Source organism: Azospirillum sp. BE72, from assembly GCF_031455875.1.
In the GTDB taxonomy this organism is placed as follows: domain Bacteria; phylum Pseudomonadota; class Alphaproteobacteria; order Azospirillales; family Azospirillaceae; genus Azospirillum.
Window position 1 is genome coordinate 879,689 of sequence record NZ_JAVDTO010000002.1, and the last position, 24,459, is coordinate 904,147.

The 24,459-nt window shown below is 68.2% G+C and carries 22 protein-coding genes; 9 read left to right on the plus strand and 13 right to left on the minus strand.

Going from position 1 to position 24,459, the window contains the following annotated elements; genetic code table 11:
• Positions 1–52: 52 nt before the first annotated feature.
• The 10 genes from J2Y49_RS10235 to fdhD form a co-directional block, all read right to left on the minus strand.
• Positions 53–1,123 (minus strand): formate dehydrogenase subunit gamma, encoded by a 1,071-nt coding sequence (locus tag J2Y49_RS10235; protein WP_310114644.1) that lies wholly within the window; start codon positions 1,121–1,123, stop codon positions 53–55.
• A 10-nt stretch (positions 1,124–1,133) separates the two neighbouring features.
• Entirely contained in the window at positions 1,134–1,334 is a 201-nt protein-coding gene (locus J2Y49_RS10240; RefSeq protein ID WP_310114646.1) for a hypothetical protein, read from the minus strand.
• Positions 1,331–2,008, minus strand: coding sequence for a formate dehydrogenase FDH3 subunit beta (gene fdh3B, locus J2Y49_RS10245; RefSeq protein WP_310114648.1), 678 nt, complete (start codon positions 2,006–2,008; stop codon positions 1,331–1,333). Before fdh3B ends, J2Y49_RS10240 begins: the two co-directional genes overlap by 4 nt.
• Positions 2,009–2,026: 18 nt before the next feature.
• Positions 2,027–4,927: a formate dehydrogenase subunit alpha gene (locus J2Y49_RS10250; RefSeq protein WP_310114650.1), complete on the minus strand. Its 2,901-nt coding sequence runs from the start codon at positions 4,925–4,927 to the stop codon at positions 2,027–2,029.
• A gap of 13 nt (positions 4,928–4,940) precedes the next feature.
• Positions 4,941–5,177 (minus strand): formate dehydrogenase, encoded by a 237-nt coding sequence (locus J2Y49_RS10255; protein ID WP_310114653.1) that lies wholly within the window; start codon positions 5,175–5,177, stop codon positions 4,941–4,943.
• 17 nt (positions 5,178–5,194) lie between these two features.
• Entirely contained in the window at positions 5,195–5,821 is a 627-nt protein-coding gene (locus J2Y49_RS10260; RefSeq protein WP_310114655.1) for a molecular chaperone TorD family protein, read from the minus strand.
• A 439-nt stretch (positions 5,822–6,260) separates the two neighbouring features.
• Positions 6,261–6,830 carry a DUF3306 domain-containing protein gene (locus tag J2Y49_RS10265; RefSeq protein WP_310114657.1) on the minus strand — a complete coding sequence of 190 codons (570 nt, stop codon included), beginning with the start codon at positions 6,828–6,830 and terminating at the stop codon, positions 6,261–6,263.
• Positions 6,827–7,336: a DUF3305 domain-containing protein gene (locus J2Y49_RS10270; RefSeq protein ID WP_310114659.1), complete on the minus strand. Its 510-nt coding sequence runs from the start codon at positions 7,334–7,336 to the stop codon at positions 6,827–6,829. The genes J2Y49_RS10265 and J2Y49_RS10270 overlap by 4 nt, the downstream gene beginning before the upstream one ends.
• On the minus strand, positions 7,336–7,971 hold the full coding sequence (gene mobA, locus J2Y49_RS10275; protein ID WP_310114661.1) for a molybdenum cofactor guanylyltransferase MobA: 636 nt from the start codon (positions 7,969–7,971) through the stop codon (positions 7,336–7,338). The genes J2Y49_RS10270 and mobA overlap by 1 nt, the downstream gene beginning before the upstream one ends.
• Entirely contained in the window at positions 7,961–8,842 is an 882-nt protein-coding gene (gene fdhD, locus J2Y49_RS10280) for a formate dehydrogenase accessory sulfurtransferase FdhD (protein ID WP_310114663.1), read from the minus strand. Before fdhD ends, mobA begins: the two co-directional genes overlap by 11 nt.
• Positions 8,843–8,929: 87 nt before the next feature.
• Here fdhD and J2Y49_RS10285 point away from each other — a divergent pair, with 87 nt between their 5' ends.
• The 5 genes from J2Y49_RS10285 to J2Y49_RS10305 all read left to right on the plus strand — a co-directional run bounded on the left by J2Y49_RS10285 (position 8,930) and on the right by J2Y49_RS10305 (position 15,288).
• Positions 8,930–9,628: an ABC transporter permease gene (locus J2Y49_RS10285; protein ID WP_310114666.1), complete on the plus strand. Its 699-nt coding sequence runs from the start codon at positions 8,930–8,932 to the stop codon at positions 9,626–9,628.
• Between the two features lie 117 nt (positions 9,629–9,745).
• Positions 9,746–10,603, plus strand: a complete 858-nt coding sequence (locus J2Y49_RS10290; RefSeq protein ID WP_310114668.1) for a substrate-binding domain-containing protein — start codon at positions 9,746–9,748, stop codon at positions 10,601–10,603.
• 173 nt (positions 10,604–10,776) lie between these two features.
• Positions 10,777–12,831 carry a 4Fe-4S dicluster domain-containing protein gene (locus J2Y49_RS10295; protein WP_310114670.1) on the plus strand — a complete coding sequence of 685 codons (2,055 nt, stop codon included), beginning with the start codon at positions 10,777–10,779 and terminating at the stop codon, positions 12,829–12,831.
• 133 nt (positions 12,832–12,964) lie between these two features.
• Positions 12,965–14,005, plus strand: coding sequence for a GTP 3',8-cyclase MoaA (moaA, locus tag J2Y49_RS10300; protein WP_310114672.1), 1,041 nt, complete (start codon positions 12,965–12,967; stop codon positions 14,003–14,005).
• Positions 14,006–14,175: 170 nt separating this feature from the next.
• Positions 14,176–15,288 carry a CoA transferase gene (locus tag J2Y49_RS10305; RefSeq protein WP_310114674.1) on the plus strand — a complete coding sequence of 371 codons (1,113 nt, stop codon included), beginning with the start codon at positions 14,176–14,178 and terminating at the stop codon, positions 15,286–15,288.
• 3 nt (positions 15,289–15,291) lie between these two features.
• On the opposite strand, the gene J2Y49_RS10310 is transcribed toward J2Y49_RS10305, so the two are convergent.
• Complete coding sequence (locus J2Y49_RS10310; RefSeq protein ID WP_310114676.1) at positions 15,292–16,455, minus strand: GNAT family N-acetyltransferase; 1,164 nt, start codon at positions 16,453–16,455, stop codon at positions 15,292–15,294.
• A gap of 101 nt (positions 16,456–16,556) precedes the next feature.
• A complete protein-coding gene (locus J2Y49_RS10315; protein WP_310114678.1) occupies positions 16,557–17,024 on the minus strand; it encodes a RidA family protein in 468 nt (155 codons plus the stop codon).
• A gap of 367 nt (positions 17,025–17,391) precedes the next feature.
• Between J2Y49_RS10315 and J2Y49_RS10320 the strand changes: the two genes are divergently transcribed.
• Positions 17,392–19,251, plus strand: coding sequence for a flagellin (locus J2Y49_RS10320; protein ID WP_310114680.1), 1,860 nt, complete (start codon positions 17,392–17,394; stop codon positions 19,249–19,251).
• A 103-nt stretch (positions 19,252–19,354) separates the two neighbouring features.
• Here the strand turns inward: J2Y49_RS10320 and J2Y49_RS10325 are convergent, their stop codons facing one another.
• Entirely contained in the window at positions 19,355–20,980 is a 1,626-nt protein-coding gene (locus J2Y49_RS10325; protein ID WP_310114682.1) for a S10 family serine carboxypeptidase-like protein, read from the minus strand.
• Between the two features lie 216 nt (positions 20,981–21,196).
• On the opposite strand from J2Y49_RS10325, the gene J2Y49_RS10330 reads away from it, so the two are divergent.
• The 3 genes from J2Y49_RS10330 (at position 21,197) to J2Y49_RS10340 (ending at position 24,431) form a co-directional block, all read left to right on the plus strand.
• Positions 21,197–22,903 carry a methyl-accepting chemotaxis protein gene (locus J2Y49_RS10330; RefSeq protein WP_310114686.1) on the plus strand — a complete coding sequence of 569 codons (1,707 nt, stop codon included), beginning with the start codon at positions 21,197–21,199 and terminating at the stop codon, positions 22,901–22,903.
• Between the two features lie 159 nt (positions 22,904–23,062).
• Entirely contained in the window at positions 23,063–23,587 is a 525-nt protein-coding gene (locus J2Y49_RS10335) for a bacteriohemerythrin (protein WP_310114687.1), read from the plus strand.
• Between the two features lie 160 nt (positions 23,588–23,747).
• Complete coding sequence (locus tag J2Y49_RS10340) at positions 23,748–24,431, plus strand: orotate phosphoribosyltransferase (protein WP_310114689.1); 684 nt, start codon at positions 23,748–23,750, stop codon at positions 24,429–24,431.
• Positions 24,432–24,459 lie beyond the last annotated feature (28 nt).

The window sequence follows — 24,459 nt, forward strand, 5'->3', positions numbered from 1 at the left end:
CTCAGCGGGGGAGGGTTGGGGTGGGGGTCTAGCACCGTCAGCCGAGCAGCCCCTACTCCGCCGGCGTCCCGTGATGATGGCCGTGGCGCACCTTCTCGCCGGTGACTTCCTCGACCCACAGCGAATGGTGCTCGCGCGCCCATTGCAGTTCGACCTGACCGTCGCCCATGGCGGCGAAGGCGCCTTCCATGCCGACGGAGCCGATGTAGATGTGCGCCAGGATGATGGCGATCATGATGACGGCAATCGCAGCATGGGCCAGCTGGTAGAGCTGCAGCTCCTCCAGCGTGGCGAAGCTGAAGGGGAAGATCAGCTGCACGCCGGTGAAGCCCAGCGCAGCACCGCCGACCACGGTGGACCAGAAGATGACCTTCTGACCGCCGTTGAACTTGTGCGCCGGCGGGTGGACGCCCTTTGAGAACAGGCCGCCCGCCTTCAGGAACCAGGTCAGGTCATGGCGGGACGGAATGTTGTGCCGGGCCCACATGACGAAGATCAGCGCCACGCCCAGGATGAAGGCGAAGCCCAGGAAGTTGTGCGCCAACTTGCCGTAATGGGTGAAGGCGGCGAAGGGCTCCGGCCCGATCAGCGGCAGCAGCGTGTAGCGGCCGTACAGCACGTTCAGACCGGAGATGGCGAGCACGACGAAGCTGCCGGCGGTCAGCCAGTGCACGCCACGCTCGAAGGCGTTGAAGCGCTGGATGGTGCGGCCGGTCTTCTCGCCGTCGATGCGGATGCGCCCGCGGACCAGGAAGAACAGAACCAGCAGGGCCATGATGCCGGCGAGCACCCAGGTGCCGTACTGGCTGAGCGGCCCGTTACGCACCGCGCGCCAAGCCTCGCCTTCCGACTGGATCAGGACGCCGGCCTGCTTGTTGGGGATGGAGACGGTGCCCTGCTCGCCCAGGCGGATGCCGTGCCAGCCCTCGGCGATGCTCTTCCCAGGGATCTGGGTCGGCACCGGCGGCGCTTCACGTTCGAGTTGCTGGCTGTTGGCCTGCTGATCCACCGGACCGCCGACGCGGACGCTGGACTGGGCGGCGGCCGGCAGTGCCGCGCCGGCGGCAAGGCCGATCCCGAGCAGCAGAGCGGCGATAGCCGCCTTCATGCGATGACCTTCCATCGGACGCTCCCTATCGCACACCCTGATAGGCGGCGCGCCGTTGCAGCGCGCGCACCTCGTCCGCGGTGCGCGGCGTGTCGGCCGCGCCCCGGTAGACGCCCTTGTCCAGATGGATCGGGCGCGGGGTCGCGTCCTCCTGGCACCCGGCCAGGAGGAGCGAAGCGCCGAATACCAGCAGGACAGTGCGCGTCCCCACCATCGTCACCGTCACAGCCCCTGCTTCTGCACAGGAGCCCCGCCGGCCGCACCGCCGGTGCCCTGGAACAGCGAACTGCCGGGCTGGCCGCGCTCCTGACCCGACTTGGTCTGGTATGCGGTGCCCCAGCCCCAGGCGCCGGAGCCGAAGCCGCGGGCGGTCACGCGCTCGCGGTAGATGTCCGACACCTTGTCGGCGTCGCCGGCCAGCAGCGCCTTGGTCGAGCACATCTCGGCGCAGAGCGGCAGCTTGCCTTCGGCCAGACGGTTGCGGCCGTACTTCTTGAACTCGGCCTCCGAATTGTCGGCCTCCGGACCGCCCGAGCAGAAGGTGCACTTGTCCATCTTGCCGCGGGTGCCGAAATTGCCGGCCTGCGGGTACTGCGGCGCGCCGAACGGGCAGGCGTAGAAGCAATAGCCGCAGCCGATGCACAGGTCCTTGTTGTGCAGGACCACGCCTTCGGCGGTCTGGTAGAAGCAGTCGACGGGGCAGACCGCCATGCAGGGCGCGTCGGAGCAATGCATGCAGGCGACCGAGATCGTCCGCTCCCCGGGCTTGCCGTCGTTGATGGTCACGACGCGGCGGCGGTTGACGCCCCAGGGAACCTCATTCTCGTTCTTGCAGGCGGTGACGCAGGCATTGCACTCGATGCAGCGCTCGGCGTCGCACAGGAATTTCATCCGGGCCATGGTTCAAACTCCCGCGCGTCAGGCCGCCTGGATGCGGCAAAGGGTGGTCTTGGTTTCCTGCATCTGGGTCACCGAATCGTAGCCGTAGGTGGTCGCCGTGTTGGCGGCCTCGCCCAGAACGATCGGGTCGGCTCCGGCCGGGTACTTGGAGCGCAGATCCTGCCCCTGGTACACGCCGCCGAAATGGAAGGGCATGAAGGCGACGCCGCGGCCGACACGCTCGGTCACCATGGCCTTGACCTTCACCTTGCCCTTCTCAGGGCCTTCCACCCACACCATCTGGCCGTCCTTGATGCCGGCGTTGTTGGCGTCGAACGGGTTGATCTCGACGAACATGTCCTGCTGCAGCTCGGCCAGCCAGGGGTTGGAGCGCGTCTCGTCGCCGCCGCCCTCATACTCGACCAGACGGCCGGAGGTGAGGATGATCGGATACTCCTTCGACACGTCGCGGTCCTGGATGGACTTGTACAGGGTCGGCACGCGCCAGGACTTGGTGTCCGCATAGGTCGGGTAGCTGGCGACCAGATCGCGGCGCGGGGTATAGAGCGGCTCGCGGTGGATCGGAACCGGGTCCGGGAAGTTCCAGGCGACGCAACGGGCCTTGGCGTTGCCCGGCGGGTTCAGGCCGTGCTTGATCGCCACGCGCTGGATGCCGCCCGACAGGTCGGTGGTCCAGGACACGGCGCCGATCTTCTCGCCGCCGATCTTCTGGATGACCGCCAACTCCTGTTCCGTCAGGTCCTTGTCGAAGCCCAGCTTCTGGAGCATCGCCATGGTGACTTCCGGATAGCCGTCCTTGATCTCCGACCCTTCCGGATAGGAGCCCTCGGCCAGCAGGGTCACGCCGTTGCGTTCCACGCCGAAGCGGGCGCGGAAGGCGCCGCCGCCCTCGGCCACCGGCAGCGAGGTGTCGTACAGGTTGGCCGAACCCGGATGCTTCATCTCCGGCGTGCCCCAGCAGGGCCAGGGCAGGCCGAAGTAATCGCCGTCGCACGGACCGCCGACGGCGCGCAGCGTCGTCTTGTCGAAGGTGGCCTGATGCTGCATGTGCAGCTTCAGACGCTCCGGCGACTGGCCGGTGTAGCCGACGGACCACATGCCGCGGTTCCACTCGCGGGTGATGTCCTCGATCACCGGGACATTGCCCTCGACCTTGATGTTCTTGAACAGCGGCTCGGCAAAGCCGAACTTCTTCGCGAACAGATACATGATCTCATGGTCCACCTTCGATTCGAAGAGCGGCTCCATGATCTTGTCGGACCACTGGACGGAGCGGTTGGACGCGGTGCGCGAGCCGACCGTCTCGAACTGGGTGGCGGCCGGCAGCAGGTAGAAGTTGTCCTTGCGGTCCGGCAGCACGGCGGTCATCGTCGGGAACGGATCGACGACCACCAGCAGCTCCAGCTTCTCCATCGCCTTCTTCATGTCGGGCAGACGGACCTGGCTGTTCGGCGCGTGGCCCCAGAAGACCATGCCCTTGACCGGGTTGGGCTGGTCCAGGTTCTCCTTGGCTTCCAGGACGCCGTCGAACCAACGGGACACCGGGATGCCGGTGGCCTCCATCAGCTTCTTGTCCTTGAAGCGGGCCAGCACGGCGTCGTACGGCACATCCCAGACGCGCGCCCAGTGGCGCCACGCGCCCTCGGCCAGACCGTAGTAGCCGGGCAGGCTGTCGGAGGTGACGCCGAAATCGGTCGCACCCTGCACGTTGTCGTGGCCGCGGAAGATGTTGGTGCCGCCGCCGGCCACACCGACATTGCCCAGCGCCAGCTGCAGCACGCAATAGGCGCGGGTGTTGTTGTTGCCGATGTGGTGCTGGGTGCCGCCCATGCACCAGACCAGCGTGCCCGGACGGTTGGAGGCCAGCGTGCGGGCGACGCGCTTCAGCTGCGAGCCCGGAACGCCGGTGACGCGCTCAACCTCTTCCGGCGTCCACTTGGCAACCTCGGCGCGGATGTCGTCGAAGCCATAGACGCGCTTGGCGATGTAGTCCTTGTCCTCCCAGCCGTTCTGCAGAACGTGCCAGAGGATGCCCCAGACCAGGGCCACGTCGGTGCCGGGACGGAAGCGGATGTACTCGTCGGCCTTGGCGGCGGTGCGGGTGAAGCGCGGATCGGCGACGATCAGCGGCGCGTTGTTCTGCTCCTTCGCCTTCAGCACATGCATCATGGCGACGGGGTGCGCCTCGGCGGCGTTGGAGCCGATGAAGAACAGCGCGCGCGACTTCTGGATGTCGTTGTAGCTGTTCGTCATGGCGCCGTAGCCCCAGACGTTCGCCACGCCGGCCACCGTGGTGGAGTGGCAGATGCGCGCCTGATGGTCGACGTTGTTGGTGCCCCAGAACGCCGCGAACTTGCGGAACAGATAGGCCTGCTCGTTGCTGTGCTTGGCGGAGCCGAGCCAGAACACCGAATCCGGGCCGGACTGCTCGCGGATCGACAGCAGCTTGGAGCCAACCTCCTCGATCGCCTGGTCCCAGCTGATCCGGGTCCACTTGCCGTCGACCATCTTCATCGGATAGCGCAGGCGGCGGTCGCCGTGGGCGTGCTCGCGCACGGACGCGCCCTTGGCGCAGTGCGCGCCCAAATTGATCGGGCTGTCGAAGCCGGGCTCCTGCCCGATCCAGACGCCGTTCTGCACCTCGGCCACCACGGTGCAGCCGACGGAGCAGTGGGTGCAGATCGACTTGACCTGCTTGACGGGCGCGCCGGCGACGGCGGCCGCGGTGGCGGCGTCGGCCTTCTTCACCATGCCGAACGGCATCGCGGAGGCGAGCGCGGCGCCGCCGGCGGCGATACCGGAGGTGCGCAGGAAGGCGCGGCGGTCGACCGTGACGCCGGTGGCGGAGGCCAGCGTCTGCGACAGGGTGCGGGCAAGGTGACGGCCGCCCGAGGTGGCCGAGCTTTTCTTGATGAGCATCGGGGCGTTCCTCTTAGAAGCGGCTCAGTTCGTAGACCCGCCGGACGTGATCGGTCTCGCGGTAGCCGGTGGAGACGGTCTCCGCCGGGGCGGCCTCCGCGGTCCCGCCGGTGGCGGTCACCCCGGCGGCGACGGCGCCCAGCGCACCGACGCCCAGGCCGGCGACGCGAAACAGGTCGCGCCGGGCGAGCGATGGATTCGTGTTCTGCTTGGCAGCTTCTTCTTTGGCTTTGACCGCGTTCCGCGTCATGGCTTCGCTCCTCACCTTTACGCCGCAAGGTCGAAGGCGCGCGCCTCGACCGCCAGAAAACTTCGTCCGACCGCACCGACCGCCCGGTAGAAGCGGGCCGACGGCGAGGTCTCCAAATCCGCAAAGAACCGCCCGGCCCAGGAGCCGACATGGCGGTCGAAGAATGCCCGCTGCGCATCGAGACCGACCGTGACGCCGTCCTCCGGCGCGAACTCGCCGCCGATGAGGCCGGCCATCATCTCGCACAGCGCTGCGATGTGGTCCTCCGGCTCCCTCACGCCGTCGGCGCGGGCGATGCCCAGCCGCGCCATGTCGACGCGCAGCTCCGCCAGCGGCTTCTCGTTCAGGAATCCGGTCAGGTAGTAGGAGCCGTAGGGGGTGCGCTCGCTGCCGCCGACGCCGATGAAGAGGGTGGTGAACTCCTCCTCCACAGCGGCGGGGTCGCTTCCGCGCGCCGCTTCGGCCAGCCGGTCGAGAGCCGCGCCGAACTCGCCGCCCTCCCCCGCCACGCCGGCCAGCGCGGCCAGGAAGTCCGCGTCGGGCGCGCGCGACAGCAGGCGGGCCAGCAGGCCGTAGACCTGCGCGCGCAGCAGTTCCTCCTCCGCGACCGCGGGGGGAACGGTATGATCGACGGCCCTGGACACGCGCCGCAAACTCCTCCCGGACACACAGACGGGGATGCCGGCGTCCGCGGTCTGACCGCGCGCCGTCCGTTGGCCCCATCCGAAACCACTTTTGATGCACCTGCGAAAAGCCGTTGCCTTACAGTGGCTTAGCATTGCGCAGGCAGATAATAGAAGGACTGAACCTATCCTTTTGTCAACTAAGGACGCGTCCGGAAGGGGAGACAAATGAATCTTTGTCGCTGCGCTATGCTCGCGCTAACAGAGCGCCCCTGGATTTTGAGGGCGTCCAATACGGCGCGACGATTGGTCGCAATTTGAGGGGACAATTGCGAAGGGGGAGAACACTCCCTCTCCCCCCTGGGGAGAGGGTCGGGATGAGGGGGATGCATGGGGAGGATTTTGGGACGATGGGGACTGCGCGCGGAATGATGAGGTTCCGCAACGCGCCCCCCTCACCCTAACCCTCTCCCCGGGGGGAGGAGGGAATTGGTTGTTGGGGAGAGGAGGTATCGCTTGCCTCTGCAAGTTCGGCATCGGCAGCAGGGACGGGAGAAGGCTCCGCTCCCTCCGCCACCCCTTCCGCCGCTTCGTCCAGCATGTTCAGGAAGCCTTCGCCGACGCGGTAGAGGGTCTTCACCGGAACGTTGCCGGTGAAGAGGCTGGCATAGTCGTCGGCGTAGTCCTTCAGCCCGTCGTCGTTGGCGTAGATCGGGTCGGAGGTCCACAGCTTGCGCAGGGCCTGCCGGTGCAGATCCTCCGGCACCTCGGCGCGCAGGAAGGGGGTGAAGTCGGACTCGCCGGTCAATTCCTCGATCGGCGGCAGGTCCTTCAGCGGGTCGTCGGCTTCGCCGTCAGCCGTTGCCTGAGCGTCCGGCTCCGCGGGATCAGCCGGCACCTCGTCGGCAACCGCGACCGGAAGCGCAGCGCTCTCCTCGACGGGCGGCGCAACATCGACGGCCTCCGGTTCCGGCTTGACGGCCGTGCGTTTCAGGCGCGACCAGCGCGACAGGAAGGCTTCGCCGCTCATCGCTGCCGCTCATCCTTCTCGAAGTGACGCTTGCGTTCGCGCTTGTGGAAGGGGACGTCGACATGGTGCTGCTCGACGAAATCACGGACCAGCGCGATCACCTCCGCAGGCATCGGCACGGTTTCCACCACGTCGCTGCCGACCTGATAGCCCTCCCCTTCATGGGCCGACGCGGTGACGGTGAAGGGCACCAGCTCCTCACCGTCGGGTCCGGGGCGCATCACCACCCACAGGCGCGGCGGGTCCTGCGACAGGTTCAGGCGGTAGCCTTCGGTGTCGGTGCGGAACAGCTCCAGCGTCAGGGTGGCGGCATGGCTGTGGGTCCAGCCCTCGCCCTCCATCAGGACGCGGCCGGGCGGATCGACCGGGCCGGCGCCGGGAATGACCGACACCGGGCGCCAGCTCCACTCGGCCCAGGCGGTGACGCCGCGGCGGCGCTCCACCACGATGCCCAGCGGCATCGTCTCGATGCGCTCCAGCGATTGGGTGCCAAGGGGTTCCATCATCACACGCGTCCCGACGCCAGCAGGCGTTCCGCCTCGGCCAGATCCTCCGGCCGGTTGGTGTTGAAGAAGGGGTCGACCGGTTCGACGTCGAAATCGGCGACGGCCAGCCGGTAGCGGGCGGTCCAGGCATCGACCTTGCGGATGCCCTCCTCCACCATCGCCCGGCGCAGATCGCCGGCCAGCCGGATCGGCCAAAGCCCGAAGACGGGATGCTCCTGCCCGCCCGACCGGGCGCAGGCGAGGTCGGCACCCTCCCGCTCCAGCGCCGCGGCCATGCGGGTGACGAGATCCCGCGGTATGAAGGGCGCGTCCGTGGCGAAGCTGGCGATCCAGGCGACGCCGGGGGCGGTGCCGCGCATCCACTCCATGCCGGTCAGCACGCCGGCGAGCGGCCCGGCATAACCCTCCACCACATCCGCCGCGACCGGCAGATGGAGATGGGCGAAGCGGGCCGGGTCGCCGTTGGCGTTCAGCACCAGCGGTCCGACCTGCGGCCGGACGGTGGCGACGATCCGCTCCAGGATGGTCTGGCCGCCCAGCGGGCGCAGGCACTTGTCGCCGCCGCCCATCCGCCGCGACAGGCCGCCGGCCAGCAGGACGCCGCCGATATCCCTGTGTGCTGTGTCAGTCGTCATCGCGGCTTCCCTTGCGTCCATGCCGGCGGTCCTCGTCCGCGGTCGCGGCCGTATCGGCGTCGAAGACCAGCCGGTCGGTGCCGGCCAGCGCGATGAAGCGCTTGCCCTTGGCCCGGCCGACCAGCGTCAGGTTGGCCTGCCGCGCCAGCTGCACGCCCCAGGCGGTGAAGCCGGAGCGCGAGACCAGGATCGGAATGCCCATCTGCACGGTCTTGATCACCATCTCAGAGGTCAGGCGCCCGGTGGTGTAGAAAATCTTGTCCCCGGCCGGAATGCCGTTCAGGTGCATGTAGCCGGCAACCTTGTCCACCGCATTGTGGCGGCCGACATCCTCCATATAGATCAGCGGCCGGTCCTCCTGGCACAGCACGCAGCCATGGATCGCCCCGGCCTCCAGATACAGGCTGGGCTGCAGGTTGATCTGCTTCGACAGCGCGTAGATCCACGAGGTGCGGAGCCGCAGATCGGTCGGCAGGCTGACGGACTCGAAGGTCTCCATCACGTCGCCGAAGGCGGTGCCCTGGGCGCAGCCGGAGGTCAGCGTCTTCTTCTTCAGCTTGGCTTCGTAGTCGGTCGCGCGCTCGGTGCGGACGACGACGGTGTCCGTCTCCTCGTCCACGTCGATGCCGGTGATGCGGTCGTCGCGCCGCAGCATGTTCTGGTTCAGCAGATAGCCGACGGCCAGACAGTCGGGATAGTCGCCGATCGTCATCATGGTGACGATCTCCTGCCCGTTCAGGTACAGGGTCAGCGGCCGTTCCACCGTCACGGCGGTTTCGATCTCGCGGCCGTCCTGGTCCAGGCCGCGGACGCGCTCCGTCAGCTTGGGGTCGGCCGGATCCGGCGCTATGGTGAAGGTCTTAAGACTCATGATAGGGCTCATGCGCGCGAGTGTGGGCGAGCGCCGGTCTTCGGACAAGTCCCCGGCCCAAGCAATTCCATTTTTGATCTGGACGCGATGCACGATTTTTCCCAGGCCATGGCGCTGGCCGTCACCATGATCGCCACGCTGGACCACGGGCTGATGCAGATCGTCGGGCTGTCGCTGCGGGTCAGCCTGACCGCCGTCGCCGCCGCCACGCTGATCGGCCTGCCGCTGGGTGCCGCCGTCGCGGCGCTGAGTTTCCCCGGACGGCGTGCGGTCGCCATCCTGCTGAATACGCTGATGGGACTGCCGCCGGTGGTGGTCGGGCTGGTGGTTTATCTGCTGCTGTCGCGCTCCGGCCCGTTCGGGGTGCTGGGGCTGCTGTTCACGCCCACCGCAATGATCGTGGCCCAGACGGTGATGATCGTGCCGATCGTCGCCTCCCTCTCCCGCCAGACGGTGGAGGATCTGCTGGTCGAGTATGACGACCTGCTGCGCGTCACCGGCGCCGGGCCGTTCCGGCGGCTGGCGACCCTGCTGTCGGAAGCGCGCTGGAGCCTCGTCACCACCGTGCTGGCCGGGTTCGGGCGTGCGTCGGCGGAGGTCGGCGCCGTGATGATCGTCGGCGGCAACATCGAGCATGTGACCCGCGTTATGACCACCGCCATCGCCTTGGAAACCAGCAAGGGCGACCTGCCGATGGCGCTGGCGCTCGGCCTCGTCCTGATGACACTGTCCCTGGCCGTCAACCTCACCGCTGCGCTGCTGAAGGAGACGGGCGAGCGCGCCTGACCCGAACCGGTTTTTCCGGTATGCGGCAAAATCGACGGAAGCTTGGCAAGCCTTTGCAAGGATGGCCGGTCTGCGCTATGCGTTCCAGGCAACAACGCCTGTGGGAGGAGTGACGCGATGCTGCGCCGTTCGTTCGTGCTGGGGGTCGCCGCAGCCGCGGCCCTGATCGGCCTGATCCAGACCGCCGTCCCGTCGGCCGCATCGGCCGCCGACCGCTTCATCACGGTGGCCTCCACCACCTCGACCGAGGATTCGGGCCTGTTCGGCTCCATCCTGCCGAAATTCACCGCCAAGACCGGGATCGAGGTGCGGGTCGTCGCCAAGGGCACGGGACAGGCCATCGACCTCGCCAAGCGCGGCGACGCCGACGTGCTGTTCGTCCACCACAAGCCGTCCGAAGAGAAGTTCGTCGCCGAAGGCTTCTCCACCCTGCGCAAGCCGGTGATGTACAACGACTTCGTCATCGTCGGCCCGGCCGCCGACCCGGCCGGCATCAAGGGCGGCAAGGACGTCGCCGCCGCCCTGTCCAAGATCGCCGCCGCCAAGGCCCCCTTCGTGTCGCGCGGCGACGACAGCGGCACGCACAAGGCCGAACTCGCGCTGTGGAAGACCGCCAGCCTCGACCCGGCCAAGGCGGAGCCCAAGGAGAGCTGGTACCGTTCCATCGGCCAGGGGATGGGCCCGACGCTGAACACCGCCGCCGCGATGAACGGCTATACGCTGACCGACCGCGGCACCTGGCTGAACTTCAAGAACCGCGGCCCGCTGACGGTGCTGGTGGAGGGCGACAAGCGCCTGTTCAACCAGTATGGCGCGATGCCGGTCAACCCGGCCAGGTTCGCCCACGTCAAGGCGGCCGACGGGCAGGCCTTCGTCGACTGGCTGGTCTCGGCCGAGGGCCAGAAGGCCATCGCCGACTACACCATCAACGGCGAACAGCTGTTCTTCCCCAACGCCAACGAGCCGGGGGCGTAAGGAGCATCGATTTCCTGCGACCCTGCCGATCCGGGAGGGTCGCAGGAACGGTCCAGTCAGCGTTTATCCGGATCGATCCCGATAAGATTCCCGTTCCCATTGCGCCGCATTCCCCCATATGAGTGTCGGCAGGCCAGGGGCGTCAGCCCCAAGCGACAGGAGTTTTGGGGACGATGAAGATCGGCGATCGGACGGTGCTCGTCTGCGACTGTGCGCACAGCATCGCGCTGGACGGTGCGGCGCTGGGCAAGGCATGCGGCGACGGCAGCGCCGTCACCGTGCACACCCAGCTGTGCCGGGCGCAGCTCGACCGCTTCGAGAAGGCGGTCGCCAACGGCCAGCCGCTGCTGGTCGCCTGCACGCAGGAAGCACCGCTATTCAGCGAGGTCGCGGCGGAGGTGGCGCCGGACACCGCGCTGACCTTCACCAACATCCGCGAGCGCGCCGGCTGGTCGGACGAGGGCGCCCAGGCCCTGCCGAAGATCGCGGCGCTGCTGGCCGAGGCCGCCTTGCCGATCCCGCCGACAGGTGCCCTGACCCTGACCTCTCAGGGCACCTGCCTGGTCTACGGCACAGACGAGCGCGCCATCGAGGCCGGGCGGCAGCTGGCGAAGCACCTGGACGTCACCGTCCTGCTGACCAACCCCAAGGACATCGCACCGCCGCAGGTGATGGACGTCGCGATCTTCCGCGGGCGCATCCGCAGCGGGCGCGGCTGGGTCGGCGCCTTCGAGATCGTGGTGGACGACTATGCCCCGGCATTGCCCTCCTCGCGCGGAACGCTGGGGTTCGAGCCGGTGCGGCAGGGGGCGTCGGCCCGCTGCGACCTGATCCTCGACCTGACCGGCGGGACGCCGCTGTTCCCCGACCACAAGCGCCGCGACGGCTACATCCGCCCCGATCCCGACAGCCCGGTCCAGGTGGCGAAGGCCCTGCTGGAGATCGCCGATCTGGTCGGCGAGTTCGAGAAGCCGCGCTTCGTCGACTTCAAGGCCGATCTCTGCGCCCATTCGCGCAGCCGCAAGATCGGCTGCACCCGCTGCCTCGACGTCTGCCCGACCGGGGCGGTCACGCCGAACGGCGACCATGTGTCCATCGACCCGCATGTCTGCGCCGGTTGCGGGTCCTGCGCCGCCGTCTGCCCGACCGGGGCCGCCACCTATGCCCTGCCGCCAGCCGTCACAGTGTATGAGCGGCTGCGCACGCTGCTGACCACCTACCGGAAGGCCGGCGGCGTCGCCCCCGCCCTGCTGGTCCACGACCCGCGCCATGGCGACGAACTGGTCGGCATGATGTCCCGGCACGGCCGCGGCCTGCCGGCCCGCGTGCTGCCCTTCGCCCTGCACGAGGTGACGCAGATCGGCTTCGACCTGTTCGCGCTGGCGCTCGCCTATGGCTGCACCCATGTCCGCGTCCTGACCGGGCCGGAGAACGAGGGGGAAACGGCCGGGCTGGCCTCGCAGGTCGGGCTGGCGGAAGCCGCCTTCAGCGGGCTCGGCTACGGCTCCGGCCGGGTGGCGGTGATCGACGCCGCCGACCCCGACGCGGTGGCGGACGAGCTTTGGGCCCTGCCGGCCGACCCGGTCGAGGCCGGGATGTTCCTGCCGATGGGGCCGAAGCGCACCGTGACCATGCTGGCGCTTCGCCATCTGCACAAGGTCGCTCCTGCGCCGGTGGAGGTGCTGCCGCTGCCGCCGGGCGCCCCCTTCGGCCGGGTGTCGGTGAATGTGGAGGGCTGCACGCTCTGCCTGTCCTGCGTCGGCGCCTGCCCCACCGGCGCGCTGCTCGACAATGCCGACAAGCCGATGCTGTCCTTCGCCCAGGACGCCTGCGTGCAGTGCGGCCTGTGCAAGACCACCTGTCCGGAGAAGGTCATCTCCTTGGTGCCGGAGATCGACTTCCGCGACCAGGCGCGCGGTGCGACGGTGATCAAGGAGGAGGAACCCTTCTGCTGCGTGTCCTGCGGCAAGCCCTTCGCCACCAAGTCGGCGATCGAGAAGATCGTGACGACGCTGGCCGGCAAGCATTGGATGTTCGCGACGCCGGAGGCCGCCAACCGCATCCGCATGTGCGAAGACTGCCGCGTCCGCGACCAGTTCGAGCGCGGCAGCGAGCCCTTCGCGATGGGCCGCCCGCCGGTGCCCCGCACCACCGACGACGACCTGCGCGAACGCGAAGAGGCGCAGCGGGAAGCACAACTGGCGGCAGTGCGACAAAAGCTGATGTGACGCCGGGAACTCTTGATCATCGTCAAAGTCGGCATACCGTGATGTGGAATACGCTCCCGCGATCGTTGCACATCGTATGTGTAGCGAACATATACTGTGGCGGCCCGCCAGCGGCCGCCCGTGGAGTCCACCGATGATCGATCCAGTGTCCGAAACCCAATCGCCAGCCGCCACCGCTCCGCTGATCGACCCGTTCGGCCGGAAGGTGGAGTATCTGCGCGTGTCGGTGACCGACCGCTGCGACCTTCGCTGCGTCTATTGCATGGCGGAGGACATGAGCTTCCTGCCCAAGGCGGAGGTGCTGACGCTGGAGGAGCTGGACCGGCTGTGCAGTGCCTTCGTGAAGCTGGGCACGCGCAAGCTGCGGCTGACCGGCGGCGAGCCGCTGGTCCGGCGCGACGTGATGCGGCTGATCCGCTCGCTCGGCCGCCACATCGAGTCGGGCGACCTGGACGAACTGACGCTGACCACCAACGGCACCATGCTGTTCAAGCATGCGGCCGGGCTGTATGAGGCGGGGGTGCGGCGGATCAACGTGTCGCTCGACACGCTGGACCCGCACAAATTCCAGGCCATCACCCGCTGGGGCAAGCTGGACAAGATCCTGGGCGGCATCCAGGCGGCCAAGGAATCCGGGCTGAAGATCAAGATCAATACGGTGGCGCTGAAGGGCGTCAACGACGACGAGGTCCACCGCATGGTCGCCTGGTGCGGCGAGCAGGGCTTCGACCTGACCTTCATCGAGGTCATGCCAATGGGCGACATCGGCGAGGGCGCCCGCATGGACCAGTATTGGCCGCTGACCATGCTGAAGGCGGAGTTGCAGAAGCGCTGGACCCTGACCGAGAGCGACCACCGCACCGGCGGCCCCGCCCGTTATGTGCGGGTGGAGGAGACCGGCCAGCGCGTCGGCTTCATCACGCCGCTGACCCACAATTTCTGCGAAAGCTGCAACCGCGTGCGGCTGACCTGCACCGGCACGCTGTACATGTGCCTGGGCCAGGAGGACGCCGCCGACCTGCGCACGCCGCTGCGCGTCAGCGACGAGGACGGCCCGCTGATCGACGCGGTGCGCGAGGCCATCACCCGCAAGCCCAAGGGCCACGACTTCATCATCGACCGCCGCCACCAGGGTCCTGCGGTGGGGCGGCATATGAGCGTGACGGGGGGGTGAGTTACTCTAGAGGCGGAAGTTAGGCCCCCACCTAACCTCCCCCGCTGGGCGGGGGAGGGATCGGAACTTTGTCGGCGTACGGCGGCAGTCCCTCCCCCGCCCAGCGGGGGAGGTTAGGTGGGGGCAATCGCCAGCCGACACCCTACCACCAACCAAGAGCGAGCACCGCCATGCCCCTGCCCTTCCTGACCGGACTGCGCGTCATCGACCTCGGCCAGTATCTGCCGGGACCGCATGCGGCCCAGCTTCTCGGCGACCTGGGCGCCACGGTGGTGAAGGTGGAGCCGCCGGCGGGTGATCCGCTGCGCCGGCTGGGTCCCACGGACAGCGACGGCACCACCGCCGCCTACAAGCTGCTGAACGCCGGCAAGACCGTCATCCGGCTCGACCTGAAGTCGGCGGAGGGGCGCAAGGCTCTCGAAGAGCTGCTGGCGAAGGCCGATGCGCTGATCGAAAGCTACCGGCCGGGCGTGATGGACAAGCTGGGGCTGGGGCGCGAGCGGCTGCGGCAGCTCAATCCGCGATTGGTGCATGCCAGCCTGTCGGGCTGGGGCTATGACGGCCCCTATGCCACGCGGGCCGGGCACGACCTGAACTATATGGCGGTCGGCGGCGGGCTGGATGCCTCCGGGCTGCCGGACCGGCCGGTCATCAGCTACCTGCCGGTGGCCGATTTCGCGTCCGCCCAGCAGACGGCGCTGGCGGTGGCCGGCGCGCTGTTCGGACGGGAACGGTCGGGACAGGGCTGCTTCCTCGACCTGTCGATCATGGAATCGGTGCTGGGCTGGCAGGGCATGACGCTGACCGCCGCAGCGCGCGGCACCATGCCGAAGCGCGCCGAGGCGCTGCTGTCGGGCGGCGCCGCCTGCTATCGCATCTACCGCACCGCCGATGGCCGCTTCGCCACCCTGTCGGCGCTGGAGGCCAAGTTCTGGCAAGGCTTCTGCGAGGCGGTCGGCCGCCCGGACTGGATCGCCCGGCAGGAAGATCCCCTGCCCCAGACCGCCCTGACGGCGGAGCTGGAGGCGCTGTTCGCGACGCGGACGCTGGCGGAGTGGAAGTCCCTGCTCGACCCGGTCGACTGCTGTTTCGAGGCGTTGCCGGAACTGGCGGAGGTGCCCGCCCACCCGCACATCGCCGCCCGCGGCCAGGTCCGCGTCACGGAGGGGCCGGAACCGCTGGTAGAGACGCTGATGGGCCTGCGCGTCGACGGCGCCCCGCCGCCGGAACGCGCGCCCTTGCGGGAAAGCGACGCCGCCGCGGTGCTGGCCGGCTGGTCGTAAGGCTCAGCCCTCCCGCCGGTAGGGCGACATCTCGTCGCCCAGCGCTTCGATCTCCGCCTCGATCGCCGGGCGTTCCTGTGCCAGATAGCGGTCCACGGCGCGGCGGAAACCGGGGTCGGCGATCCAATGGGCGCTGTAGGTCGGCACCGGCATGTAGCCGCGCTGGATCTTGTGTTCGCCCTGCGCACCCGCTTCGACGCGCGCCAGCCCGCGTTCGATGGCGAAATCCAGCGCGCGGTAATAGCACGCCTCGAAGTGCAGGAAGCGGTAGCGGCCGTCCGAGCCCCAGTTGCGGCCGTACAGCGCATCGTCGCCCAGCAGGTTCAGCGCCCCCGCCACCCACTCCCCGCCATCCTCGCACATCACCAGAACCACCCGGTCGGCCATCGTCTCGCCCAGCAGCTGGAAGAAGCGGCGGTTGAGATAGCCGCCGCCCCATTTGCGGTCGGTGGTGTCCAGGTAGAAGCGGTGGAAGGCGTCCCAATGCTCCGGCTTCAGATCGCCGCCGGTCAGGGTGTGCAGGCGGACGCTGCTGTCGGCGACCTCGCGCCTCTCCTTGCGGATCGCCTTGCGCTTGCGGGAATTCAGCGCGTCGAGGAATTCGTCGAAGCTGCCATAGCCGCGGTTGTGCCAATGATACTGCACGCCGGTCCGCTGCAGCCAGCCGGCTTTGCCCAGCCGGTCCCAGTCCGTGCGCTCCGGGAAGGTGACATGGGCGGAAGAGACGCCGTAGCGTTGCGCCACCTGCTCCAGCGCCGCGACCAGCGCGTCGGCGACCGCATCGGCCTGCGGCCCCGGCGCCACCAGCAGGCGCGGCCCCGGCACCGGCGTGAAAGGCACCGCCACCTGCAGCTTGGGGTAATAGCTGCCGCCCGCCCGTTCATAGGCGTTGGCCCAGGCATGGTCGAAGACGTATTCGCCATAGGAATGGCTTTTCAGATAGGCGGGCACCCCGCCCACCATCCGGCCGGAGCCGTCAAAGGCGGCGAGATGGCTGGGCTGCCAGCCGGACTTCCCGGTCGCCGATCCCGATTCCTCCAGCGCCAGGAGGAAGGCGTGGGACAGGAACGGATTGCCGGGACCGGCGCAGGCGTCCCAGCCCTGCTGGTCCGCCTCGCCGATCCCGGTCAGAACCTTGACGGTGATCGCGTCGTTGCCGTCGGGCATGCATGCGTCTCCCTGAACCGATGGCAAGGAGGTAAGCCTCATGTCGCGTTGCGGCAAGGCACCGTCGGCGCCCGGTAAAGCCGCGGTCACCGTCTCGCGGGTCAGGCCACTTCCAGGATGGCGTCGACCTCGACCGCGACGTTGCCGGGCAGCGACGGGGCGCCGACCGCGGCGCGGGCATGCTGGCCGGTCTCGCCGAAGACGTCGCGCATCAGTTCCGACGCGCCGTTGATCACCAGCGGATGATCGTGGAAGTCGGGGCCGGAGTTGACGAAGCCGCCCAGCCGCAGCACGCGGGTGACGCGGTCCAGGTCGCCGCCCAACGCGGCCTTGGCCTGGGCCAGGATGTTCAGCGCACACAGGCGCGCCGCTTCCTTGCCCTGCTCCACGGTAAAGTCCTGGCCGACCTTGCCGACGAACTTGCGCTCGCCGTTCCAGACCGTGACCTGGCCCGAGATGTAAAGAGTGTTGCCCGAACGGGTGTAGGGCACATAGGCCGCCACCGGGGCCGCCGCCTGTGGCAATTCGATGCCCAGTTCCGCCAGGCGCGCGTCGATCCGACCGGTCATGATGCTTCTCCCTTCCCTGCTGTGGCCCGCGTCGGGGTCATGCGTTCGATGTCTGGGACGCGGTTTGGAGCCAGACCATAGCCGCGCCGGCAAGGCGGTGGGAAGTTTCTTGCCGCCGGCCACATCGGCAGAACCGTCCGTCACCGGCAAAAGATTCCGGGAATCTTTTTCGACTCCCCCGCCGGCCGGGGCCGCCCCAACCCTGCCCTTTTTGCCGACCTATTTTTATTCCATAGGAAAATCAGCAGCTTATGGCACACCAACCCAGTTGGCACGGCGCTTGAAATAGTGGTGTCAGGAAAAACGCACGTTGCCTCGCCGGTCAAATGACCAAGGGCGGGGACAGCCTCAGAAGGAGACTAGGACCATGGCCGGTAATGTGACCCTGACCGCCTCGATGCGCACCAACCTGCTGCAGCTGCAGAGCACGCAGGCCGGTATCGACAAGAAGCAGAACATCCTGTCGACGGGCAACAAGATCAACTCGGCTCTGGATGGTCCCACCTCCTTCTTCGCCGCCAAGGGCCTGAACCAGCGTGCCGGCGACCTGTCCTCGCTGAAGGACGCGATGGGCCAGTCGATCAGCACGATCCAGGCCGCCGACAAGGGCCTGACCTCGATCGACTCGCTGGTCGACCAGGCCAAGGGCCTGACCACCGCCGCCTACGCCGCGCTGGGCACCGACGCCGCCTCCGTGGCCACCCGCAAGTCGCTGGCCGCCCAGTTCAACACGCTGAAGGACCAGATCGACAAGCTGGCCGCCGACAGCGGTTACCAGGGCAAGAACCTGATCAACGGCAACGGCATGAGCATGGACAGCACCAGCGAGTCCCGTGCCGCCGTCAACACCATCACCGGCGTCGACAACGCCCGCGTCACCAACGTCATCGCCCCCGACACCTATTCGATCCGCATCAAGGGCGACGGCTCGGTGGAGGGCAAGACCGCCGACATCTCCAAGGCCGAGAACAAGCACGGCCTCGTCGGCCTGCAGCTGTCGGGCACGATGTCCAGCACGCTGGGCAGCTTCTCCGACGTCCAGATCGAAGTCCGCGGCGCCAACGGCCGTACCCGCGACTTCATCGTGTCGGACGGCAACGAAAGCCGCACGATCTCCTACTTCGACAACACGCAGACGATGACGACCAACCTGGCGACGCCCGCCACGGCTGGCAACGCGCAGACATCGGGTGTGAACGTCAAGGGCACCGTCGAGGAAGGCGACATCTTCAGCATCACGGTCGCAGGCCAGACCTTCAGCTACACCGCGACCGCCGGCGACGTTGCCATGGGCCAGACCGCGAGCACGAACGTCGCGAACCAGCTGGCGGCTTCGATCAGCAGCGCGATCTCGGGCGGACGCCTGCAGGGCAAGGACGTTGCCACCGCCAGCGTGGGCGGCAGCGGCACGATCATCCTGACCGGTGAGGCCACGGCCGGCGAGGTCCGCGACTTCACCGTGACCGCCAGCACGACCAACGCGCTGACCAAGAGGATCTCGGAAAGCTTCGCGTCGGGCACGGTGGTGTCCTTCACCGTCGACCGCAAGCTGCTGGAAGCGGCGAACAACCAGGGCAACGGCATCTCGACCATCGAGAAGAAGGTCGACCTGCAGATCCAGGTGACCAACTCCAACGGCGCCCAGGTCACCCGCGATGGCATGAGCGACCGCGGCGACGGCAAGCTGACCGGCGGCGAGCAGTCCTTCACGTTCGACACCGGCACGGTGCGGCTGGGGGTCGATGCCACGACGATCCAGCAGGCGGCGACGGCCAACTGCTCGGCCAACATCGTCACCAAGCAGATCTCGGACGCCACCACGTCGAACGACATCACGGTCCAGCTGAACGAACGCAACACCAACTCGATCACCGTTAGCGCGGTGAACCTGTCGACCAGCGGCCAGGGTCTGCGGATGGACGGTGCGCAGAACGACTGGATGGACCGCGCCGACATCGACAAGGCGGTTGCCGGCCTGGACAACGCCAAGGCGACGATCCGCTCCGCGTCGCAGTCGCTGTCGACCAACCTGAACATCATCACGACCCGCGAGAGCTTCACCAAGGAGTTCAGCGACGTTCTGACGGAAGGTGCCAGCAAGCTGACGCTGGCCGACCAGAACGAGGAAGGCGCCAGCCTGCTGATGCTGCAGACCCGTCAGCAGCTCGGCACCATCGCCCTCTCGCTGGCCAACCAGTCGCAGCAGTCGATCCTGCGTCTGTTCTAAGCCGGACCAGGGACTGACACACGAAAAGGGGCGCTCCCGCCGGGGCGCCCCTTTTCGATTCATCCTCTCATGCCTTTTCAAGAAGCCTTGTCGGCACGCCTCGTCAGCGCCGGCGCAGCGCTTCCTCGACCAGGGCGCGGGCATCGGCGGCTAGCGCGGCGCGGCCTTCCGCGCGCGTGTACAACATGTGCCCGCCCGGATGCACCGTCACCGCCACCCGGTCGCGCCCGCCCACCGGCAACTCCAGCCTGGACGCCACCCAGCGCGAGGCCATGTAGGGGGTGATCAGGTCGGTGCGGCCATGGACGATCAGCACCCGCAGCGCCGGTTGCAGGGTCAGCGCCGTCTGCAGCGCGTCGACGGCGCTCGGCACCGACATCCGCGGCCATTCCCAGTTCCGGTTCACCCGGTCGCTCAGCAGCCGGTAGGGCGCGTCGGTCCGCACCCCCAGAGCGTCATGGGCGTAGGCGGCGAAGGCCGTCGTGTAGGTCGGCACCGTCCCCTTCAGGAAGGGATCGAACGGAATGCGGGCCGCGCCCGGATCGGGATCGGCCGCGGTGAAGGTGCCGTCATAGATGCTGAGGATACGCCCCTGGTCGCGCAGGAGCTCGCGCGTGAAGACGCCCATCGGCACACGCCCGCGCTGGCGCCGCACGATCTCCACCGGCAGGCCGGTGATGCGCGCCACCTCGGCGAAGACGTCCTGCCCGGCGTCGAGCCGGCCATAGTCCAACCCGGCCAATCCGGTGAGATAGGGACCGAGCGCGAAACGCTCCGCCACATCGGCCGCCTGCTCCGGCGTACCCGGCCTGCGCCCCAGCGCGGCGGCGGCGGCGGCCATCGACGGCAGCTTCCAGGCCGGGCCGAGGATGCCGTCCTCGTCGATGGCGGCGAAATCGACGACGGGCGAGACCAGGATCAGCCCGTTCACCGCAAGCCCGACCTGATCGATCAGCTCGTCGGCCATTTTGGCGATGCGGAAACCGCCATAGCTCTCCCCGGCCAGGAAGGTGGGGGACGACCAGCGTCCCTGGCGGGTCAGCCACAGCCGGACGATCTCGGCCATCGCCCGTGCATCGCCATCCACCGACCAGAAGCGCTTCTCCGTCTCGTCGGGCTTCACGGCCCGGCTGAAGCCCGTCCCGACCGGATCGACGAAGACCAGATCGGTGAAGGCCAGCCAGCTGTCGGGATTGTCGACGAGCGCGGCGGGCGGCGGCGGCAGGGTGCCGTCGGGCCCGAAGGCGACCACCTTGGGTCCCGCCGCACCAAGATGCATGTAGGCCGACGCGGCACCCGGCCCGCCGTTGAACACGAAGGTGACCGGCCGCGGCCCATCGGCCGGGCTTTTCGGATCGGCGGTGTAGGACACTGTGAAGATGCGGGCAGCCAGTTCCTCCCGAGCACCATCGCGCAGCGGCAGGAACTCCGCCGTCGCGCCATAGGCCAGCGCCCCTCCCGGGAGCGGCAGGCTGTGACGGGTCACGCTGCGCTGCGGATCGAAGCCTTGGAGATCGTCCGGCTTGCGATCCTCGGGCTTTCGGTCCTCCGCCCTTGCGCCCGGCTTGGCGGGATCCGCCGCTTCCGTCTTGTCCTGCGTCTTGTCCTGAGCGGGGGCGGAAGCGGGAGCGAGCGGCGCCATTAAGGCGGGCAGCAGCGCCAGAACCAGACCGGCGGATGGGGAACGGAGCCGTCGCAGCGGCCGGGCGGACGAGGATGAGGGCGGCATCGACGGATCCAAGACGGAAACTCCCGAACGGTTGCTGGCCCGCCGCATATTGCGGCCCCCGCACCGATCCGCAACCCGCCCCCTGCCGGCAATATGTTGGCCGCGGGCTTGCCAAGCGCGCTCCGCGCCACATCTCGTGCCTACCGAAAGTTTAACCTCTTCCGAGGTAGGTTAAGCCCCTTGCCCATCGGGCCATATTCGACGGGATGCGCCGCCATGTTCCTTTCCCGGCACGCCACCATCCGCACGCGGCTGTTCCTCGGCTTCGGCGTGGTGCTTATTCTCCTGATGAGCCTGACCGTCATCGGCGTCCGCGAGGTGCGGAAGATCGACGCCGACCTCACCCGGATCAACGAGGTGAACAGCGTCAAGCAGCGCTACGCCATCAACTTCCGCGGCAGCGTGCATGACCGCTCCATCGCGTTGCGCGACGTGGTGCTGGCCACGGAGCCGACGACCCTGTCCGCGGCGCTCGCCGACATCGACCGGCTGGCCGCCTTCTACGAGCAATCCGCCAAGCCTCTCGACGCCATGTTCGCGAGCATGGCCGACATCGAGCCGGAAGAGCGGTCCCTGCTTGCCGGCATCAAGGAGATCGAGGCGAAGACCCTGCCGGCGCTCAAGGCGGTCGTCGCCGCCCGCAAAGCCAACGACATGGCCGGCGCGCAAAAGGCGCTGATGCAGGACGCCCGCCCGGCCTTCACCGAATGGCTGAAGCGCATCAACGCCTTCATCGACCTGCAGGAACACAAGAACCAGCAGATCGCCGCCCGCACGCGCGAGGTCGCCAGCGGCTTCCAGACGCTGATGCTGTCGCTGTGCGGCGCCGCCCTGCTGCTGGCCGCCGGCTTCGGGCTGTGGACGGTGGCGGCCTTGCGTCCGCTGCGCCGGTTGACCGACGCAATGCTGACGCTGGCGAGAGGCGACCTGACCGTGGCGGTGCCGACCTCCGAGTCCCGGGACGAGATCGGGCAGATCACCGGTGCCGTCGAGGTGTTCAAGGCCAACGCGGTGGAGGCCGACGCCTTCCGCCGCCGCCAGGCCGAGACCGAGCACGCCGCCGAGGAGCGCAAGCGGGCCGAGATGGCGGCGCTGGCCGATCGGTTCGAGAGCCAGGTGAAGGGCGTGGTCGACAGCGTTTCCACCTCCTCGACCGAGGTGCGGACGCTGGCGCAGTCGCTGGCGACCACCGCCGACCATACCGAGACCCAGGCGACCACCGTCGCCGCCGCGTCCGAACAGGCGTCGGTCAATGTCCAGACCGTCGCCGCCGCTGCGGAGGAACTGGCGGCCTCCATCGCCGAGATCGGACGGCAGATCGGCGAGAGCAGCCGCAAGGCCAGGCACGCGGCCGATCAGGCGGACGGCACCAACCGCATCGTCGACGGCCTGTCCGCCAAGGCGAACCAGATTGGCGACGTGGTGAACCTGATCAGTTCCATCGCCGGACAGACCAACCTTCTGGCGCTGAACGCGACCATCGAGGCCGCCCGCGCCGGCGAAGCTGGCAAGGGCTTCGCCGTGGTGGCGAGCGAGGTGAAGAGCCTCGCCAACCAGACCGCGAAGGCGACCGGCGACATCTCGCAGCAGATCCAGGAAATCCAGACGGCGACCGCCGACGCGGTGCAGGCAATCCAGAGCATCGCCGCGACGATCGGCGAGGTGAACGACATCGTCGGCACCATCGCCCAGGCGGTCGATGGCCAGAACGCCGCCACCATGGAGATCGCCCGCAACGTCCAGCAGGCGGCGGCCGGCACCAACGAGGTGTCCTCGTCCATCGGCGGCGTCCTGCAGGCGGCGTCTGAGACCGGAAGCGGGGCCTCGCGCCTGCTCTCCTCCTCCGGCGAGCTGTCGAAGCAGGCGGAGTTGCTGCGCAGTCAGGTCGACCGCTTCCTGGGCAGCGTCCGCGGCGCCGTCTGAGTTCAGTCGGACGAACCGCAGTCATGAAACGGGGACGCGGCAATTGGTAGCATCGCCGATGCTTGCGGCCGGCGGCCGGGAAATCTAGGAGATTCCGGCCGCCGCACGTCCTGCGCGCGCCATCCGCCGGATGCACCTCCGACCAGCACGGGTCCCGCCATGATCGACAGCTCCATGAGCGACAGCGAGAGTGCCGACATGAGCGACAGCGAGAGTGCCGACACCGTCGATTACGGCCGCCTCGTGTGGAGCGACGACCTGGTCCTGGGCATCGCATCGATCGACGAGCAGCATCGCGAGTGGATCGCCCTGGTCCAGGCCTTCGAGCGTGCCGTCACCGAAGGCCATCCGGCCGAGGAGATGCGCAGGACCCTGGCCGCCGCCGTCGCCTACACCGAGTCGCATTTCGCCGACGAACAGCAGGTGATGGAGGAGGCGGGCTATCCCTTCCTCGACGACCACCTCGCCCAGCACCAGCTCGCCTGGGACCGCGTCCATGCCTTCGCTTCCGGCGAGGTGGCGGACGAGGAGGTCCGCCACAGCCTGGCGGAGTTCCTGCCGCAATGGCTGATGCTGCACATCAACACCGCCGACCGCCAGTTCGCACGCTGGCTGAAGGGCAGCGCCGCCCCCGGTGCTCCGGCGGAACCGGCAGGCCGGGTGTTCGGCGACATCCCGGTCTGAATCCCCGGCCTAAATCCCCCGCCTGAATCCCCCGCCTAAATCCCTGGTTCGAATCTCTCGTCCGGCAGGTCCGCAACTCCCCCCGCCGTTGCGATTCCGCGATCACGCCGCTACACAGGGGGCACCGCGCGAGCCATCCCGTTTTCCGGAGCCTTCCGTCATGTCGACCCTGCCCGATCAGGCCACCATCGCCGCCACCGCGGCCAAGATCCTGCTGGAGATCAAGGCGCTGCATTTCAACGCCGAGACGCCCTTCATCTTCACCTCGGGCTGGGCCAGCCCGGTCTACACCGATTGCCGCCGCATCGTGTCCTTCCCGCGCGCCCGCAAGGCGCTGATGGACTTCGCGGTCGCCACGATCGAGCGCGAGATCGGCTATGAGGCCCTCGACGCGGTGGCCGGCGGCGAGACCGCCGGCATTCCCTTCGCCGCCTGGATCGCCGACCGTCTGGAACTGCCGATGCAGTATGTGCGCAAGAAGCCCAAGGGCTTCGGCCGCAATGCCCAGATCGAAGGCCTGCTGACCGAGGGGCAGCGCGTCCTGCTGGTCGAGGATCTGGCGACCGACGGCAAGAGCAAGGAGAACTTCGTCACCGCGCTGCGCAACGGCGGCGCCCAGGTGACCGATACCTTCGTGATCTTCCACTACGGCATCTTCCCGCAGTCGAAGGTCAACATGGATGCCATCGGCGTGCGGCTGCACGCGCTGTGCACCTGGTGGGACGTGCTGAAGGTCGCCCGCGACAACCGCTATTTCGACGAGAACACCCTGTCGGAGGTCGAGAAGTTCCTGAACGACCCGGTCGGCTGGTCGTCCGCCCACGGCGGCAAGTCGAGCATGTGACACAGGCGGGGGGCGGCGCCTGCCGCTC

Coding starts and splice junctions, on each gene's coding strand:
- J2Y49_RS10235 (WP_310114644.1), bottom strand. CDS start 1,123: ATGGAAGGTCATCGCATGAAGGCGGCTATCGCCGCTCTGCTGCTCGGG.
- fdh3B (WP_310114648.1), bottom strand. CDS start 2,008: ATGGCCCGGATGAAATTCCTGTGCGACGCCGAGCGCTGCATCGAGTGC.
- J2Y49_RS10250 (WP_310114650.1), bottom strand. CDS start 4,927: ATGCTCATCAAGAAAAGCTCGGCCACCTCGGGCGGCCGTCACCTTGCC.
- J2Y49_RS10255 (WP_310114653.1), bottom strand. CDS start 5,177: ATGACGCGGAACGCGGTCAAAGCCAAAGAAGAAGCTGCCAAGCAGAAC.
- J2Y49_RS10265 (WP_310114657.1), bottom strand. CDS start 6,830: ATGAGCGGCGAAGCCTTCCTGTCGCGCTGGTCGCGCCTGAAACGCACG.
- J2Y49_RS10270 (WP_310114659.1), bottom strand. CDS start 7,336: ATGATGGAACCCCTTGGCACCCAATCGCTGGAGCGCATCGAGACGATG.
- mobA (WP_310114661.1), bottom strand. CDS start 7,971: ATGACGACTGACACAGCACACAGGGATATCGGCGGCGTCCTGCTGGCC.
- fdhD (WP_310114663.1), bottom strand. CDS start 8,842: ATGAGTCTTAAGACCTTCACCATAGCGCCGGATCCGGCCGACCCCAAG.
- J2Y49_RS10285 (WP_310114666.1), top strand. CDS start 8,930: ATGCACGATTTTTCCCAGGCCATGGCGCTGGCCGTCACCATGATCGCC.
- J2Y49_RS10290 (WP_310114668.1), top strand. CDS start 9,746: ATGCTGCGCCGTTCGTTCGTGCTGGGGGTCGCCGCAGCCGCGGCCCTG.
- J2Y49_RS10295 (WP_310114670.1), top strand. CDS start 10,777: ATGAAGATCGGCGATCGGACGGTGCTCGTCTGCGACTGTGCGCACAGC.
- moaA (WP_310114672.1), top strand. CDS start 12,965: ATGATCGATCCAGTGTCCGAAACCCAATCGCCAGCCGCCACCGCTCCG.
- J2Y49_RS10305 (WP_310114674.1), top strand. CDS start 14,176: ATGCCCCTGCCCTTCCTGACCGGACTGCGCGTCATCGACCTCGGCCAG.
- J2Y49_RS10310 (WP_310114676.1), bottom strand. CDS start 16,455: ATGCCCGACGGCAACGACGCGATCACCGTCAAGGTTCTGACCGGGATC.
- J2Y49_RS10315 (WP_310114678.1), bottom strand. CDS start 17,024: ATGACCGGTCGGATCGACGCGCGCCTGGCGGAACTGGGCATCGAATTG.
- J2Y49_RS10320 (WP_310114680.1), top strand. CDS start 17,392: ATGGCCGGTAATGTGACCCTGACCGCCTCGATGCGCACCAACCTGCTG.
- J2Y49_RS10325 (WP_310114682.1), bottom strand. CDS start 20,980: ATGCCGCCCTCATCCTCGTCCGCCCGGCCGCTGCGACGGCTCCGTTCC.
- J2Y49_RS10330 (WP_310114686.1), top strand. CDS start 21,197: ATGTTCCTTTCCCGGCACGCCACCATCCGCACGCGGCTGTTCCTCGGC.
- J2Y49_RS10335 (WP_310114687.1), top strand. CDS start 23,063: ATGATCGACAGCTCCATGAGCGACAGCGAGAGTGCCGACATGAGCGAC.
- J2Y49_RS10340 (WP_310114689.1), top strand. CDS start 23,748: ATGTCGACCCTGCCCGATCAGGCCACCATCGCCGCCACCGCGGCCAAG.